The sequence below is a fragment of the Spirillospora sp. NPDC052269 genome (assembly GCF_040679435.1).
Lineage (GTDB): Bacteria > Actinomycetota > Actinomycetes > Streptosporangiales > Streptosporangiaceae > Spirillospora.
In genome coordinates, this window is sequence record NZ_JBFAUU010000010.1 from 259,595 (window position 1) to 275,397 (window position 15,803).

Here is a 15,803-nt window from a genome sequence, read left to right on the forward strand (position 1 = left end):
ACTACGCCGTCTTCTCGCCGCCTTCGGCGGAACTTCTACACGGGCATCACGGGGACTTCGGCGGGACATGCAGGGCAAGTACGGTCACATCGTCCACCTGCTCATACCCGGCAAGCATCCGATCGACCAGAAAGTCGACGAGTCTCTCTGGGTCTCCTACCACTTCAGGTGGGGCGTCCGTCGCGACCGTGGCCAGTTCCTCGAGCCCGGCGTCCACCCCACGCCTACGGTTCTCCACAAGTCCATCGGAATAGAAGACCACAGTGTTGCCGGTTTCGATGGAAAAACTTGTCTGCTGCCGCTGGGAGGGCCAGCCGAGCGGGGTGCCGGGCTCCCGGGTGGAGACCCGGGCGTCGGCGTCCGGGGAGATCAGGAGGGGCGGCGGGTGGCCGGCGTTGCTGAAGGCGCCGCGCCCGGTCTCGGGGTCGATCACCGCGTAGGCGACGGTGGTGAACTGCTCCTCGTCCTCGGTGGCCGAGAACAGCCGGTCCAGGCCGGACAGGACCGCGGCCGGGCGCGGGTCGTTCAGGGCGAGGGCCCGCAGCGCGTTGCGGACGCGGCCCATCCCGGCGGCGGCCCGGACGCCCTTGCCCATGACGTCCCCGACGGCCACGGCGAGCCGGTCGTCCGGCAGCCGGAACACGTCGTACCAGTCGCCGCCGACCTGGACGTGCCGGGTGGCCGGGTTGTACCGGGCGGCCAGCACCATGCCCGGCAGCTGCGGCAGGTCGCTCGGCAGCAGGCTGAGCTGGAGCTCCTCGGCGGTCTTGTGCTCCCGCTCGAACAGCAGCGCCCGCTCGACGGCCAGGGCGCACTGGCCGGCGAGGGCCTCGAGGAAGACCTTCTCCTCCTCGGTGATCTCCCGGGGGCGCTTGAACGAGAACCGCAGGGCCCCGATCGGCGCGCCCGCGGCGAGCAGCGGCAGGCCGACCCAGGCCCGCTCCTCGGCGTGCTGGGTGAACAGCTCCGCCTCGTCCCCGCCGAGCTGGAGCCGCAGGTCGGTGGGGCTCTGGGCCAGGAACGGGCGGCCCTCCCGGACGGCCACCGACATGACCGTCTGGTCGCTGACCCGGATGTCGTCCCGGACCGGACGGGCCTGGTCGGCCGCGGGCTCGCCGCCGCCGGGCGGGGCCGGGGTGACGATCGACAGCCGCAGCTTGTCGTCGTCCAGCAGCGCGACGGCCGAGTAGTCCGCGCCGATCGCCGACCGGCCGACCTCGGTGATCACCTGGACGACCTGGGCGACGGTCAGCGCCTCGGCCAGCATCGAGGTGGCCTGCTGGAGCCGGGCCGTGCGCAGCGCCGCCGCCGAGAGCTGCTCGGTGAGGCGGCCGCGCATCTCCTCGGCCTCCTTCTGGCCGGTGACGTCGGTGTTGGCGCCGACCCACTCGATCACCCGGTCGCCCTGCCAGATCGGCACCGCCCGCACGTCGAAGTGCCGGTAGGCGCCGCTGCGGGTGCGGATCCGGTAGCCGGTCTCGAAGACCCGGTCGCCCGCGACGGCCTCGCTCCAGATCTCCTCGATCCGCGGCCGGTCCTCGGGGTGGACGACGGCCAGCCAGCCGCCGCCCGCGTAGTCGTCCGGGGTCTGGCCGGTGATCTCGCGCCACTCGGGCGCGTCGTCGATGGCGGCGCCGTCCGCCGCGGCCACCCACACGACCTGGGAGCTGGCCTCGACCAGGGAGCGGTAGCGCTGCTCCTTGCGCCGGATGACCTCCTCGGCGCGGCGCCGCTCGGTGACGTCCAGGGCGGTGAGGACGACGCCGACCGGCTTGTCCTCCCAGGCGGCCTGCTTGGGCGGGCGCGCCTTGCCCTTGCCCTTGGCGTCCTTGGCGGTGGCGCCCTTGGCGTCCTGCTGGGCCCCGCCGCGCGCCGGGATCCAGCTGCACGACAGGATCCGGCCGCCAACGGCGAGCTCGGCGTCGGTGATCGGCCGGTCGTCGGCGAGGACGGCGCCGAGCGCGGCCGCGAAGGCGGCGGCGGTCTCCTCGGCCAGCACCTCGCCCGGGCGGCGCCCGGTCAGGTCGGCCGCCGACACGCCGAGCATGGCCGCGAGCGCGTCGTTGACGCGCCGGCACTTCAGCCCGGTGTCGAAGAGCGCGATCCCGGCGGGGGCCTCCTTCAGCAGGGTGGCGTACAGGGCTGCATCGGACGCATCCATAGGCTGACCCTTCAGCCGGGAGAGCCGGGGACGCGGAACGGACGTCTCGGTGCTCACAGGCAACACCTCCGCCCCAGGGGGTCCCGTACCGCGCGGCAAGTTCTCATCACTATGTGTGAATGGGAGCAGGCTAACGCTCCCACCTCCATCACAACACCCGTCGAAGTCAGGTTCTCATCATCTCGACGCTTTGCCCCCGGCGGAAGTCCTTGTCACCGATCCGCATATGACGGACACGGCACCCGGCGCGCGGGTCGGACGGTGGATCACGCGCACAGGAGGACACCCGCCGGAATGGTGCTCTTCCGGACGGCGAGTGGCCGATGGTACGCCGGATCGAGCACGCGGCGCCGGGCGGACGTGCCATCCGTCCGGCCCGGCCTTCTTTCCGGACGCACCGAAACGACGCTGACCTGCCGCCCTGTCAACAAGCAAAAAGAAGGTAAAGACGATGGGGTGGCGCGTGGGGCGGACGACCCGCCTGTGGGCGCCTGAAACCAGGGCGTGACCTTGTACATCGCTGTAGAGGGTTGTCCTCTTTATTAGGGGGAGGCTGTTGAGACCGTTGGGACAGCGCTCGCGAGGCCGGTTTCGGACACCCTCGGCGGGGTGAAGCGGCGGTCCGCTACTTGCGGGGCTTGGCCGTCCCGATCTTGGCGGCCTTGGCGGCGGCCTTCATCTCCTGCTTGAAGGAGCGGACCTTGCCGAGGGACTCCTCGTCCACGATGTCGGCGACGGAGCGGAACGAGCCCTCGTCACCGTAGGAGCCGGCGGCCTCGCGCCAGCCGTCCGGGCGGACGTCCAGGCGCTTGCCGAGGAGGGCGACGAAGATCTTCGCCTTCTGCTCGCCGTAGCCGGGGAGGGCGGCGACGCGCTTGTAGAGGTCCTCGCCGGTCGCGGCGTCCTTCCAGATGCGGGTGGCGTCGCCGCCGTGGTCGTCGACGATCGCGCGGGCCAGGGACTGGACGCGGGCCGCCATCGCCTTCGGGTAGCGGTGCAGGGCGGGCTTGCGGCTGAAGATCTCGACCAGCGCGTCCGGGTCGTGGGCGGCGATCTCCTCGGGGTCCGGGTCGTGGCCGAGGCGCTCGGCCAGCTCCGCCGGGGCGGCGAAGGCGCGCTCCAGCGGGACCTGCTGGTCCAGCAGCATGGCGGTCAGGAGCGCGAACGGGTCCCGGTTGAGCAGGTCGTTCGCCGCGTCCTCGATCGGCAGCGTGATCGGCATGTCGTTCCTCCCGGCGGCGGTGCGTCCGGCCAATTCTTGCGGAAGTCTTACGGGCCGCCGCGCACCGTGGCGGAGGCGGCGAGGCGGTGGTCGAATGAAGGCGTGGACGAGCGACGCGGCGCACCTGTCGGCCGCCGGATCGTGCTGGGGATGCTGGGTCTCGGCGCGGCCGGGGTCGCCGTCGGCGCGTCCGTCCAGCGGGAGGTGACGCGGGCCTTCTCGCCGGTGAGCGGCCTCGGCAACGTCCTGCCCGCGGTCGGCGGATTCCGGTTCTACTCGGTGGTGGGGACGGTGCGCACGCCGCGTGACCTGCGGGTCCGGGTGGACGGCCTGGTGGACCATCCGCGCGGGTACTCGCCGGCGGAGCTCGCGGCGCTGCGGCAGACGCGGGTGCGGCGCGATTTCCAGTGCGTGACGGGATGGCGGGTGCCGCACGTGGAGTGGTCGGGCGTGGCGCTGCCCGACCTGCTGGACGCGGCGGGCGTGTCGCCTCGTGCGCGTGCGGTGCGGTTCCACTCGTTCGACGGCGCGTACACCGAGTCGCTGACGCTGGAGCAGGCACGCCGCCGGGACGTCCTGGTCGCGACCTCGATGCAGGGCAAGCCGGTCAGCCACGACCACGGCGGGCCGGTCCGGCTGTTCGTCGCGCCGATGTACGGCTACAAGTCGCTCAAGTGGCTGGGGCGCATCGAGGTGACCGAGACCGTCCACCCCGGCTACTGGGAGGACCGGGGCTACGACGTGGACGCCTGGGTGGGCCGATCGAACGGACGCGACGATGCGCCGACCTGACGGACGCGCCCTGCTGGTGCGATTCAGCCTGGCGGAGCGCTGGGTGCATCACCTGACGGCGCTGCTGATGCTGATCTGCCTGGTCACGGCGTTCATGCTGTACATACCGGCGTTCGCGACGATGGTCGGGCACCGCGAGATCGTCAAGCCCGTCCACATCTACTGCGGGCTGCTGCTGCCGGTGCCGACGCTGCTGGGGCTGGCTTCGCGCGCGTTCCGGCGCGATCTGGGCAGGCTGAACCGGTTCGGGCCGCACGACGGGCACTGGCTGCGGAGCGGGCGGCGGCGCGCGGTCGTGAACGGGCGCGGCGTCGTCCCCGTCGGGAAGTTCAACGCCGGGCAGAAGCTCAACGCCGCGTTCACCGCGGGAGCGGCGCTGGTCATGCTCGGCACCGGCGCGATGCTGACCTGGCCGGATCCCTGGCCCGACCGGTGGCGGACCGGCGCGACCTTCGTCCACGACTGGCTGTTCCTGGCCATCGCGGTCGTCACCCTGGGCCATCTGTGGGAGGCGCTCCGCGATCCCGGCGCCCTTCGCGGGATGGCCACCGGGCGGGTCACCGGTGACTGGGCCGCGCGCCATCACGCCGCCTGGTCCGAGGCGTCGGCCGGGGCGTCGGCCGGGGCGTCGGCCGAGGCGCCCGGCGGGTCCGGTGGGGCCGATGTGGCGTCCGGCTCCCGGGGTGCCGAACCGCCTGGTTGAGCGGGTGCCGGGGCTGGTGTGAGTCGCGATGGGGGCGTGGGCGGCGGCGGAGGGTCGGGGCCCGCGGAGGTCTTGACAGGCGGCGGGAACGCGCTGAAATGAGACATCGAGGCGGGGTTGCGGCGGCCTGCCGGGCGGTGCGCGTCCGGCCGCGCCTCCATCCGGCGGTTCACCCCCGTCCGCCGGTCCCTCGGGCGCGGAGGCGTGCGATGCCTGCACTTGCCGATCACCGGAGCGAGACCCGCGACCTGCTCACGAGCCGGCTGGCCGCCGAGTTCGTGATCTTCGACGTGGCGGACGTGGCGCGGTGCGTCGCCGACGTCCAGGCGCGCATGACCCATCTGGGACTGTCCCCCACTCCCGATCTGGTCGAGCGCATGGCGCGCGAGCAGCTCACCTGCCGGGTCAAGTCGGCCCCGCCGTCCGGCAGCGTCACCCCGTGGGCCTGCGAAGGCTGACCCCCGGAGCCTCCTCGGGCGTCCGGTCACCGGGGCCGGACGAGGGGGTCGGTGTGCTGGAGTTCACCTGGCTGGGACGGGGTTCCGGGCCCGCCGGGTGGAGAAGTGCAGCGTTCTGGGTGGCGGGATCTGAGAAGCTAGGGGGCGTGAGTCCCCGTAGCAGCCTTCCGTCCGCCGGGGAGCCCGCGGCCGAGCCGCCGATGCCGGGCGGCGAGATCGCCGCGATCTTCGATGGGATGCTGCGGCACGCGCGCGAGCTGCTGGCCGTGCGCAGCCCGCTGGACGCCGAACTGATCGTGAGCGAGATCCTCGGATCGTGGTGGGGCCAGCGCGCCGCGGACGGAGACGTCGAGGAGGTCGTCGGCGAGGCCCTCGTCGCCCACGCCGCACGCGTCGGCAGCCCGGCGGCGCTCGCCCTGCTCACCGGGGTGACCTGCCTCGGCACGCGGGGGCAGGCGGCGCGGGCCGAGCGGGCCGCGCTCGAGCTGATGGACCTGGGCGTCGCGCGTCCGATCTGGTCCGACCGGGTCGGGATGGTCGAGCCGCGCGAGTGCTACGTGTCCCGGGACGTGTACGGCGACCAGGAGTCGGTGATCTGCGTCTTCGAGTATCCGGGCGGCGACGGCGGCGCGTCCGACCGGCACGCGCTCGTGGTGCTCGTGGACCGGACGAAGCCGGGCCTGGTCGGGCCGCGGCTGCCGGGCGAGCGTCCGCCCGCGTGCGGGACCGTCCGGGACGCGTGGGTGTCGTCCCGGATCGACCGGCTGCTCGACCACTGCCGGAACGAGGCCGCCACGAACCCGCTGATGCGGTTCGAGGAGATCGAGCCCCGGGACGCGCGGGCGCTGCTCCAGCGCTGCCTCGACCACACCAACGAGGAGCCGGACGCGACGGTCGACGAGAACTTCGGGTCCTACCACGCGTTCGTCCGGCACCGGGTGCGGGCGCTGCCGACCGGCGGGCGGGTCCCGCAGCCCGCCGTGCACGGCGCGGACCGGCGCGCCGACCTGGCCGTCCGGTTCCTGGCGTCGGACGAGGCCGGGGAGCTGTCCGACACGGCCGCCGCGAGCCGCTGCGTGGACCGGATCATCGACTACGGCTGCACGCACGACTTCGGCCGTCCGCTGCGGGTGAGCCCGGTCAAGTGCGAGATGTTCCTGCTGGACTGGCTGCCGCGCAAGGTGCTGCTGTCGCAGGCCGAGCAGGAGGCCGTCCCGCACGTGCTGGCCGCGTGGGTGCGGTGGGCGGGGCGCCGCACCGGGCTGCCGGAGGGGGCGGTCCGCGCGACGCTGGACGCGGTGTGGGACGCGACCGTGAAGTTCGCCGACGCCTACCGCGACCCGTCCTCGTTCGGGCTCGACCGCGACATCGTGGACCGGCTGCTCCCGGACGGCGATCTCGAGGCGCTGCCGCGGCGCGCGTTCGCGCTGCCGTTCCTGTCCGGACGGCACCGGGTGTCGGGGCGGCACGGCACGATCGACCTGTCGGTGCTCGACCCGTCCGATCCGGCGGACCGGCGCGTCCTGCTGGAGCTGGAGCATCCGGGCGCGCCGGAGGAGCATCTCGAGGCGCACGAGCGGCTCGCCGAGCGGCTGTGGCGCGGCGACCCGCCGCAGCTGTGGGAGACCGCGCAGGCGCTGCTGGACGTGGGATACGAGCGCCATGAGGTGCTGCACCGGCTCATCGCGGTGATGGACCGGAGCGGGCACGATCCGCGGGCGCTGCGGGCGTCGCTGCGTGTGCTGCGGCATGAGCCGCCACCGGGGTGAGAGCGCCCCCTGCCGGGCGCGAGCCGGGTGTGTCCGGGGTGCGACCCGAGCCTGTCCTGAGCTGCGAGCCCAGTGTGTCCGGAGCGGTGGTGTCGTGGTCGGAGCTTGGGCTGAATGAGGCGCTGAGGTGGGCCGGGCCGGTGCAGAGTGGGGCCGTGCCGCCGTCCGGAAGGGTCAGGCGTGGCGGGGCGTGCCGCGGATGGGAAGAGGCCCGGCGGGCGCGACGGCGAATAGGGGGAGCGCCCCGGTTTGCCAGAAAGCGTCCCGGCCGACAATCATCGAACCGGGCAGTGATCGACGGGGGGAACCGGGGGCGCGCCCCCGGGCCGTAGGGAGTGATCTTGTTGGAGTGGTCGGAGTTCGCTCGGCGCCTGGGGCGTGAGCTGACGGCCCTGGAACGGGACACGATCCTGATCGTCCGGGAGCGTGAGGAGAGCCGCCACTACGTCCAGGCGATGCGGGAGCCGGACCGGCTCTACGCCGAGGCGGTCAGCAACAACTTTCTCGAAGGTCCCCTACTTCTCACCCTCGCGGACGAAGAGGTCATGAGCGAGTCGGGCTGGCGTCCCCCGGCGGAGCCCGGCATGGCCGGGCCGCGCAACTGGTGGACGGAGCTGCCCGCGTTCGCGACCGCGGCCGACTACGCGCGGCTCGCCGAGGTCATGGTCACGGCGCTGCGGGACGTCCAGGCCGTCCGGCGGCCGTCCGACCTGGTGTACGAGTCGTTCCACCGGCACGGCACCGGCCTGGTCGGGCTCCCGGACCTCGGACTCGACTGCGCCGACCCGTCCCGCATCACCCGGACGCGCACCGCCGACGCCTTGGCCGGAACCGGCCAGGGGGCCTTTCCGGAGCCGAACGTCCTTGCGGCCGAGCCGGGTGCCCCGGGTGCGCTGCCGCCCGCGCTTCCCGACGCGAATGGGCTGAGCGGGCCGGTTCCGAACGGGTTCCCGGGCAACCCGGTGCAGCCGCAGGTCTCCGGGGGGCAGGTGCCGCCGGGGAACGGTCTTCCGGACGGCGAGCCGTCCATACAGGACATGTTGTCCGGCGCGGGGGCCGCGCCTTCGCCTTCGGCTCCGGTGGCCGGGACTGCGGCGGACGAGATCGAACCGCGGCTCGCCGAGGCCAAGGAGCGCGGCGACCACACGACCTACTTCGACCTGCTTCCCACCGCCGAACTGGTCTTCCCCGCCTCGCCCGGCGAGACCGGGCCGCCGACCATCCGCCTCGGGACGGGCACGTACATCACGGTCTTCACCTCTCCGGGCGCGCTCGCCCGCGTGTCGGCCAAGCCGCCGCAGTTCCAGCGGACGTCGTTCGCGGACCTGTCGGCCCACTGGCCCGACCCGGCCTGGCAGCTCGCCATCAACCCCGGCCTCGCGAGCGAGATCCACCTGGACATCACGGCCGTCGCCCGGCTGGGCGCCGTCCGGCCCGGGTCCAGCACGCCGGTGCCGCCGCCGTCCGGCGGTGTGAGCGTCCCTCCGCCGCTGGGCACGTCCCCGGCCGCGCCGGTGCTGCCGGACGCGGACGACGCGCACACCCGGCACGACCTCAAGGCGATCGAGCCCCAGGGGCAGCCGTCCCCCGATCGATTCGCGGCGTCGGGTGCCGGTCAGGACGCGCTGGGCATCCCGGCGCAGCATGAGGAGTTCGGCGCGCCCGGCTTGCCGGCGGCGCACGGAGGGCAGGACCCGTCCGCTACACCGCAGATGCCGGGACTGCCTGTGCGGCACGACCAGTTCGGGGCTCCTGGCTTGCCTGACGGGCAGCCGGGGGCTGCGCCCTTCGGGAACCCGCCCCCGCAGCACGATGAACACGTCGTACCCGGCGTGCCCGGCGTGCCCGGCGTGCCCGGCGTGCCCGCACCGCGTGACGCGTTCGGGGTCGGCTCGGGTGAAGCGCTGGAGTCCGCGTCCTCTCCGCTGGAAATGACGCAGTGGGACGCGCCCTCAGACGCGATGCCGGGCGGGCTCGGCACGGCCGACCACGGCGACACACTTGCGGCGCAGGGCCTTCCGAACCAGCAGCATTCTTATGGCGCATCCGACACGGCGGGCTTCCCCGTGCAGGGCGACGTCTTCGCGTCCCCTGGCGTCCCGGGGCAGCCCATGCCGTTCGGCACGCAGGATGCGGCGGGCCTCCCGGCGCAGAACGGCGCGCCCGGGATGGCCGGCGGGCATCCGGACCCGAACATTCGGCGCGACGAGCTCTCCATGCCTGGCGCGGGCGCGTCGGGCGACGCGTCCGGCGTGCCTGGGCAGGCTGACTCGTTCCCCATGCCGGACGTGCCGGGCCTTCACGCGCACGCTGCACCCGGTGACTCTGGGCCGGGCACGCTGGACGCTCTGGGCGTTCCCGCGCAGGACCACGCGTTCGCGGCGCCGGATGCTTCTGCGCAGGAGAACTCGCTCGGCGCGCCGGATGTGCCGGGCCTCTCTGGGTCGCAGGACTCGCTCGGCGCGCCGGATGTGCTGGGTGTCCCTGGGCCGCAGGACTCGTTCGGCGCGCCGGATGTGCCGGGTTTCTCTGGAACGCAGGACTCGCTCGGTGCGCCGGACGCCACGGGCGTTCCGGCGCAGGGCGATGCGCTCTCGGCGGGCGGTGTGCCCGAGCAGCAGGATCCGCTCGGCGCGGCGGGGGTCCCCGAGCATGGTGACGCGATCGTGGCCTCCGTGGATGCGGAGCAGCGGGCGTACATGCGGTCGAGGGTGTCGGACCTGCGGGACGCGTTCGCCGGGGCCGGGGCCGGACGGCGGGATTCCGCTGCCGCGGCGGGAGGGCTCCGGGAGTTCGACACGTCCGGAATGCCGGTTCTGCCGGGGCTCGAGGCGCACGGGACGGCCGCGATGCCGGCGGCGGCTCCGGTGCCGGACGGCGCGTACGCGCCCGCGCCGCGGGCCGTGGAAGCGCCCGTTCTGCGGGTTCCGCACGGGACGGCGCTCTGGGAGACGGACGGGACCGGGGACGGGACGCCCGTCGCGGTCTACGACGCCATCGGGAACGTGTGGGCTCCGGTGCGGGCGGACGCGCTGCCGGGGCAGCGGGGCGAATAGGTACTGGTGGGGAGGGGGCGCTACGGTCGTCTCCCCGACCCGCGGACGTGAAGGCTGGACCGAGTGGACTGGAGCGACTTCGCCGACCGGCTGGCCGCCGAGCTTCTGCGGCTGCCGGACCGCGCGTTCCTGATCGTGCAGGGGCCGACAGGGCTGCCCTACACGCAGGTTCTGCGCGCGGACCGTGCTCTGCACGCGGAGGCGGTCGGTGACGCCTTCCTGCCCGTGCCGTTGACGGCGCGGCAGGAGCGCAAGCTGTCCGGGCACGGCTGGAACGAGCCCGACGACGATGAGCGGCTCAACTGGTGGATCCAGGTGGAGGCGCCGGAGGCGACGCGTCCGCGTCCGTGCGCCGATCTCGCGAAGCGGATGACCGGGGCGCTGCGGGAGGCATACGGTGTGCGGTCCCCGGGCGGGCTGGTGTACCAGGCCGGGATGACGGGGCCGGACGGCGGGACGCCGCTGGCGCTGCCCGCGCTCGGGATCCCGTCCACCGCGCCGGACGCCGAGGCCGTCCCGGCGACGGGCGCGCTGAGCGGCGAGGCCGAGATCGAGCGTGCCCTGACGGTCGCCCGCGAGCGCGGTGACCAGCAGGGATATCTCGACCTGCTGGCCCGCGCGCCCCTGTACCTGCCCACGCCCGGCTCGGACGGCGAGGGCGGACGGCACTTCGCGACCGCGCAGTTCGGCGGCGGGACGTTCGTGCTGGCCTTCACCTCCCCCGAGGCGATGGACCGCTCGCTGCGCGGTCAGGCCGTCCACCACCAGACGTCGACCGTGGGCGACCTGGTGCGGGACTGGCCGCATCCCGACTGGCGGCTCGCCGTCAATCCCGGCCTGCCCAGCGCGTCCTACCTGGACACGCACATGCTTCCGAAGACGCCGGTGCCGACCGCGCCGCTCGCGGCGCCGGGCAAGCAGGTCCCGCCCGGCGGGGCGATGCCGCCCGGTGGGGTGATGCCGCCCGGTGGGGTGATGCCGCCCGGTGGGGTGATGCCGCCCGATCCGTCCGACAGGCATGTGGCCGGACGGTCCCGCACGACCACGTCCGCGCCGCAGGTGACACGGGTCGAGCGGCTTCCGCAGCCCGCGCGTCCGGACCCCGGTCCGCAGGTGGCGCCGTCCGATCCCGCCGTCGCGGCGCACGCCGTGTTCGTTGTGCAGAAGGTGCTGCGCCCCGAACACGTCACCCACTACCTGGACGGCGGGTACGACCTGGTCGCCGGGTACGTGCACAAGCTGGACGACGTGGCGGACCTGACCCGGCCGGAGCGGCTCGTCCGGGCCCTCGGGCTGGAACGTCCCGGGTCGCCGTTCGAGCCGGGCATGGAAGCGGTGCACGTGATCCGCTGGCCTGCCGTGAAGCCCGCGCTGTTCCGGAGTCCGGTCGGCGGGGAGGAGCAGGCCGGGCGTGCCGGGGCGTCCGGCGAGGGCGCGCCGGGTGAGGGTTCGTCCGTCCCCGAGTTCAAGGTGGACAGCCAGCGGCTGCCGCACGGTGCCGAGATGCACCGGCTCGCGCGTGAGGGCCGTCCGACGCTCGTCGCCGTCTATGACGCCGACCTGCGGCGATGGCGTATCCGGCTGGCGACCGCGCGGGGCGCCGACAAGCCGCGCACGCCCCGGACCGCGCGCCGCGCCGGCACCTCGTCCGCGCGGAAGAGCCGGACGCCGACGACGATGTTCGCGGGCCCTACCGCTCCCCCGGACGCCTCGTCCGGCACGGCGGGCCGGCTCGCGGCGGCGTCCGGGCCGACGGCCTCGGGCGGCCCGGCCGAGCCTGCGCGCGGGCCTGCGTCGTCCGGGCCGACCGAATCCGGGGCCGGGGCGGGGGCCGGGGTCACGATGCCCGATCCGGGTGGCCGGGCGGCGGCTCTGGGGAGGCCTCCGGAGCCCGAGACAAGGCCGTCCGACACTCGGCCCGATGCGCCTCGGGGACGGCACGCGCGTGGTGGGGGTTGGGAATGAGCGTCCGGCACGGATACGTCGCTGACTGGCGCGGCGAGGAGTACGAGGCGAGTCCGGACGGGGACGACGTCCGGTTGTACCGGGCGCGTCCGGCCGACGGGTTCGAGGAGATCACGTCGGACCGGTATGTCCGGGTCGTGCCGGCGGACGAGGTGACCCGGCTCGCGTACGTGAGCACCCACTGCACCTGGCGCGGGGAGCCGTTCGTGGTGCTGGGCGAGCACGACGGCTGGTTGCGGGTGGAGTACGCCGGAGGGCGCGCGGCCGTCGCGGAGCGGCTCGGGCTGGAGTTCTTCGACCGGGGCGTCTACCAGGCGTGGGCGCCGCGCGGCGAGGTGACCGGGCTCGCCGAGAAGGCGGTCTGAACCGCGCCTCGGGGTGGTACATCTCTGGCATGCCGGTGATGGACATCAACGCCGACCTCGGCGAGGGGTTCGGCGTCTGGGAGCTGGGCGACGACCTGGCCCTGCTGGACGTGATCACGAGCGCCAACGTGGCCTGCGGGTTCCACGCGGGCGATCCGCTGATCATGCGGCGGGTGTGCGCGGCGGCGATCCGCCGCGGGGTGGCGATCGGCGCGCAGGTGTCGTACCGCGACCTCGCCGGGTTCGGGCGGCGCGAGATGGACGTGGCGTCCGACGAGCTGACCGCCGAGGTGCTGTACCAGGTCGCCGCCCTGGATGGGATCGCGCGCGCCGAGGGCGGACGGGTCGTGTACGTGAAGCCGCACGGCGCGCTCTACAACCGGCTGGCCCGCGATCCCGTCCAGGCGCGCGCGGTCGCCGACGCGGTGCGCGCGTACGACACGACGCTGCCGGTCCTCACACTGCCGGGTTCGGCGTTGTACGAGGTCGCGGACGGTCTGACGGTCGTCGAGGAGTGTTTCGCCGACCGCGCGTACACGCCCGAGGGACGGCTCGTGTCGCGGCGGGAGCCGGGCGCGGTCGTGCACGATCCGGCCCGAGTGGCCGAGCGGGCCGTCCGGATGGCGACGGAGGGGCGGGTCACGGCCGTGGACGGGTCGGACGTGTCCCTCGCACCGCGCTCGATGTGCGTGCACGGTGACACGCCCGGCGCTGTTGAGCTGGCGCGGGCCGTCCGGGGCGCACTGGAGGACGCCGGGGTGCGGCTGGGGCCGTTCGCGTGAGGGGCGGGGTGGGCGTGTGAGGGCGGTCAGGAGGGCCGGGGACGGCGGGTTGCTCGTCGAGACGGCCGGCCTGGAGGACGCGCACCGGCTGCACCGGGCGCTGCGGGACGCGGCGATCCCCGGCGTCACGGACATCGTCCCTGGTGAGCGGACGGTTCTGCTGGTCGCCGAGCCGGACGTCTGCGACCTGGACCGGCTCGCCGCGCGCGTCGCGACGCTGGAGGCGGGCGCGGCCGAGGCCGAGGACGCGCCGCCGGTCGAGATCCCGGTGCGATACGACGGGGAGGATCTGGGCGAGGTCGCGGAGCTGACCGGGTTGTCCGTCCGGGAGGTGGTCGAGCGGCACTCCGCCGCCGAGTATTCGGTGGCCTACCTGGGCTTCTCCCCCGGGTTCGGCTATCTGACCGGTCTGGACGACGCGCTGCGGGTTTCGCGGCGGGCGTCGCCTCGGACGTCCGTCCCTACGGGGTCGGTGGCGATCGCCGGTCCGTACACGGCGGTGTATCCGTCGCCGTCGCCGGGCGGGTGGCGCTTGCTCGGACACACGGATCTCACGATGTGGGACGTCCGGCGCGATCCGCCGTCGTTGCTGCGTCCGGGGCTGCGCGTCCGGTTCGTCCCGGAGCGGACGCGGTGATCGAGGTCGTCCGTCCGGGGCCTCTGGCGACCGTCCAGGACCTGGGCCGTCCCGGATACGCGCACCTCGGCGTCCCGCGCTCGGGCGCCGCCGACGCGCCGTCGCTGCGCCTGGCGAACCGCCTCGTCGGCAACCCCGAGAACGCGGCGGGCGTCGAGTTCACGCTGGGCGGCGCGGCCCTGCTGTTCCACTCCCCCGCCTGGATCTCCGTCACGGGCGCTCCCCTGGACGTCCGTCTGGACGACCGTCCCCAGGGCATGAACACCCCCGTTCATGTCCCGGAGGGCGGCACTCTGCTGCTGGGCGTCCCGCCTCGCGGGCTGCGCAGCTACCTGGCCGTCCGAGGGGGCCTGACCTGTGAGAAGACCCTCGGCAGCCGGTCCACCGACCTGCTCTCCCACCTGGGCCCGGCCCCGCTCGCGTCCGGTGCACGCCTCCCGTTCGGACGCGTCGATACCCCGATGACCGTGGATTCCGCGCCCGTCCCTCCCCTTCCGGACGCCCCGATCCTCCGTGTCGTCCCGGGCCCGCGCGACGACTGGTTCGTCCCGGAGGCCCTGACCGCCCTCACCTCGGCCCTGTACACGGTCACACCGGCCGGAAACCGCGTCGGCGTCCGCCTGGAAGGCCCCGCCCTCGTGCGCGCGCGAGAAGGCGAACTGGCGAGCGAGGGCATGGTCACCGGTGCCCTCCAAGTCCCTCCGAACGGCAACCCGATCCTGTTCCTCGCCGACCACCCCACAACAGGCGGCTACCCGGTCATAGCCGTCGTCCGCCACCAGGACCTCCCCGCGGCCGCCCAACTACGCCCAGGCGACGAAGTCCGCTTCCGCCTCAGCTGAGCAGTGCGCGGACGCGGGCGAGTTCGGTTTCGAGGGCTTGGGGCGGGACGGGTTCGAAGAGGGTGGGGTCGGGGGCCGCGGGATCCCAGGTTCCGGCTGCGCGGCCTTGGTAGAGGACGACCGGGGAGATCCAGCCCGCGGTGCGGCTGACGGCTTGGCGGTGGGCGGGCGGGACGAGATGAGGGGAGCCGGTGCCGCCGGCGAGGATGTACTGGTCGAAGGGGCCGAGCAGCCGGACGGACGTGGACGGCGGGGTGGCGAGGAGGTCGTCCAGGTGTTCGGGGAGGACGGACATCGGGGTGCCCTCGACGTCGACCTGGGCGAGGTCGGCGGCTTCGAACCAGGCGCGGACGTCCTTCTTGCGGCTGGCCTTGCGGAGGAGCCAGGCGTCGAAGGTGTCGGGGGTGGCGGGGCCGTGGGCGCCGAGGAAGGCGCGGAGGACGGTCCGCGCGGCGTCCTCGACGGGCGGGAGGGACGTCCAGGGCGGCCGGACGAAGGTGACGCGGTTCCCCTGGGACGGGCCGTGGCACAGGACGCCCTGCCAGGCGAGCGGCTTGAGCAGCATGCCCCAGCCCGAGCCGAGGAGGTCGGCGAGGTGGGTGGAGCCGGTCTCCTCGACGATCGCGGTGGTGAGTTCCTCGCGGGTGAGGGGCGTGCCGCCGGCGAGGGCCGTCCGGGCGGCCTCGGCGAGCGCCTCGACGTCGTCCGGGGTCGCGCCGAAGTTCTTCTGCCAGCTCTTCTTCTCCCAGGTGCGGGCCGCGGCGCAGAGGGCGAGGTAGGCGGGGGCCTCGTCGGCGGGCAGGAGGTGCAGGGTGCCGCGCATGGCCCAGGTCTTGACCAGGGAACCGTCGGCGAGCGCGGCGGCGACGCCCTGCGGGGATCCCTGGCGGATCCGGACGGCGAGGTCGGCGGCCGACATGACCTGGGCCTGGACGCCCGCCAGCCGGCGGGCGATCTCGGTGGCGGACGCGTCCGCCACGGTCTCGATGTGCTGGCGGCGCATGCGCCAGGCGAGGGCCTGCGCCCAGGTCACGGTCTCCATACAGGAGAT

General features: G+C 74.0%; 13 protein-coding genes. 10 read left to right on the top strand and 3 right to left on the bottom strand.

Translation table 11 applies throughout. From position 1 onward, the window contains the following. Window positions 1-46: 46 nt before the first annotated feature. Window positions 47-2,161: a SpoIIE family protein phosphatase gene (locus AB0L06_RS23070; RefSeq protein ID WP_500233127.1), complete on the bottom strand. Its 2,115-nt coding sequence runs from the start codon at window positions 2,159-2,161 to the stop codon at window positions 47-49. 625 nt (window positions 2,162-2,786) lie between these two features. Further along, window positions 2,787-3,383: an HhH-GPD-type base excision DNA repair protein gene (locus tag AB0L06_RS23075; protein WP_500233128.1), complete on the bottom strand. Its 597-nt coding sequence runs from the start codon at window positions 3,381-3,383 to the stop codon at window positions 2,787-2,789. A gap of 102 nt (window positions 3,384-3,485) precedes the next feature. Between AB0L06_RS23075 and AB0L06_RS23080 the strand changes: the two genes are divergently transcribed. The 10 genes from AB0L06_RS23080 (at window position 3,486) to AB0L06_RS23125 (ending at window position 14,752) form a co-directional block, all read left to right on the top strand. After that, the gene (locus tag AB0L06_RS23080) at window positions 3,486-4,175 is read left to right on the top strand and encodes a molybdopterin-dependent oxidoreductase (RefSeq protein WP_500233129.1); all 690 of its coding nucleotides are present in this window, start codon (window positions 3,486-3,488) and stop codon (window positions 4,173-4,175) included. Further along, window positions 4,162-4,878, top strand: coding sequence for a cytochrome b/b6 domain-containing protein (locus AB0L06_RS23085; protein ID WP_500233130.1), 717 nt, complete (start codon window positions 4,162-4,164; stop codon window positions 4,876-4,878). Before AB0L06_RS23080 ends, AB0L06_RS23085 begins: the two co-directional genes overlap by 14 nt. Window positions 4,879-5,087: 209 nt before the next feature. Continuing rightward, window positions 5,088-5,336, top strand: a complete 249-nt coding sequence (locus AB0L06_RS23090; RefSeq protein WP_500233131.1) for a hypothetical protein — start codon at window positions 5,088-5,090, stop codon at window positions 5,334-5,336. A gap of 200 nt (window positions 5,337-5,536) precedes the next feature. Further along, complete coding sequence (locus AB0L06_RS23095) at window positions 5,537-7,105, top strand: hypothetical protein (protein WP_500233218.1); 1,569 nt, start codon at window positions 5,537-5,539, stop codon at window positions 7,103-7,105. A 341-nt stretch (window positions 7,106-7,446) separates the two neighbouring features. Further along, window positions 7,447-10,161, top strand: a complete 2,715-nt coding sequence (locus AB0L06_RS23100; protein WP_500233132.1) for a TY-Chap domain-containing protein — start codon at window positions 7,447-7,449, stop codon at window positions 10,159-10,161. A gap of 63 nt (window positions 10,162-10,224) precedes the next feature. Next, entirely contained in the window at window positions 10,225-12,126 is a 1,902-nt protein-coding gene (locus AB0L06_RS23105) for an SseB family protein (RefSeq protein ID WP_500233133.1), read from the top strand. Further along, the gene (locus AB0L06_RS23110) at window positions 12,123-12,491 is read left to right on the top strand and encodes a UCP033725 family protein (RefSeq protein WP_500233134.1); all 369 of its coding nucleotides are present in this window, start codon (window positions 12,123-12,125) and stop codon (window positions 12,489-12,491) included. Before AB0L06_RS23105 ends, AB0L06_RS23110 begins: the two co-directional genes overlap by 4 nt. A 29-nt stretch (window positions 12,492-12,520) precedes the next feature. Further along, window positions 12,521-13,273, top strand: coding sequence for a LamB/YcsF family protein (locus AB0L06_RS23115; protein ID WP_500233135.1), 753 nt, complete (start codon window positions 12,521-12,523; stop codon window positions 13,271-13,273). A 16-nt stretch (window positions 13,274-13,289) separates the two neighbouring features. Beyond that, entirely contained in the window at window positions 13,290-13,910 is a 621-nt protein-coding gene (gene pxpB / locus AB0L06_RS23120; RefSeq protein ID WP_500233136.1) for a 5-oxoprolinase subunit PxpB, read from the top strand. Further along, window positions 13,907-14,752, top strand: a complete 846-nt coding sequence (locus AB0L06_RS23125; RefSeq protein WP_500233137.1) for a 5-oxoprolinase subunit C family protein — start codon at window positions 13,907-13,909, stop codon at window positions 14,750-14,752. The genes pxpB and AB0L06_RS23125 overlap by 4 nt, the downstream gene beginning before the upstream one ends. On the opposite strand, the gene AB0L06_RS23130 is transcribed toward AB0L06_RS23125, so the two are convergent. Continuing rightward, window positions 14,745-15,794, bottom strand: coding sequence for a winged helix DNA-binding domain-containing protein (locus tag AB0L06_RS23130; protein WP_500233138.1), 1,050 nt, complete (start codon window positions 15,792-15,794; stop codon window positions 14,745-14,747). The two genes, AB0L06_RS23125 and AB0L06_RS23130, sit on opposite strands and share 8 nt — an antisense overlap. Window positions 15,795-15,803 lie beyond the last annotated feature (9 nt).

What these genes read in the sequence shown, in the direction of transcription:
- AB0L06_RS23070 (WP_500233127.1), bottom strand. Translation starts at nt 2,161, where the DNA reads ATGGATGCGTCCGATGCAGCCCTGTACGCCACCCTGCTGAAGGAGGCC.
- AB0L06_RS23075 (WP_500233128.1), bottom strand. Translation starts at nt 3,383, where the DNA reads ATGCCGATCACGCTGCCGATCGAGGACGCGGCGAACGACCTGCTCAAC.
- AB0L06_RS23085 (WP_500233130.1), top strand. Translation starts at nt 4,162, where the DNA reads ATGCGCCGACCTGACGGACGCGCCCTGCTGGTGCGATTCAGCCTGGCG.
- AB0L06_RS23090 (WP_500233131.1), top strand. Translation starts at nt 5,088, where the DNA reads ATGCCTGCACTTGCCGATCACCGGAGCGAGACCCGCGACCTGCTCACG.
- AB0L06_RS23095 (WP_500233218.1), top strand. Translation starts at nt 5,537, where the DNA reads ATGCCGGGCGGCGAGATCGCCGCGATCTTCGATGGGATGCTGCGGCAC.
- AB0L06_RS23110 (WP_500233134.1), top strand. Translation starts at nt 12,123, where the DNA reads ATGAGCGTCCGGCACGGATACGTCGCTGACTGGCGCGGCGAGGAGTAC.
- AB0L06_RS23115 (WP_500233135.1), top strand. Translation starts at nt 12,521, where the DNA reads ATGCCGGTGATGGACATCAACGCCGACCTCGGCGAGGGGTTCGGCGTC.
- AB0L06_RS23130 (WP_500233138.1), bottom strand. Translation starts at nt 15,794, where the DNA reads ATGGAGACCGTGACCTGGGCGCAGGCCCTCGCCTGGCGCATGCGCCGC.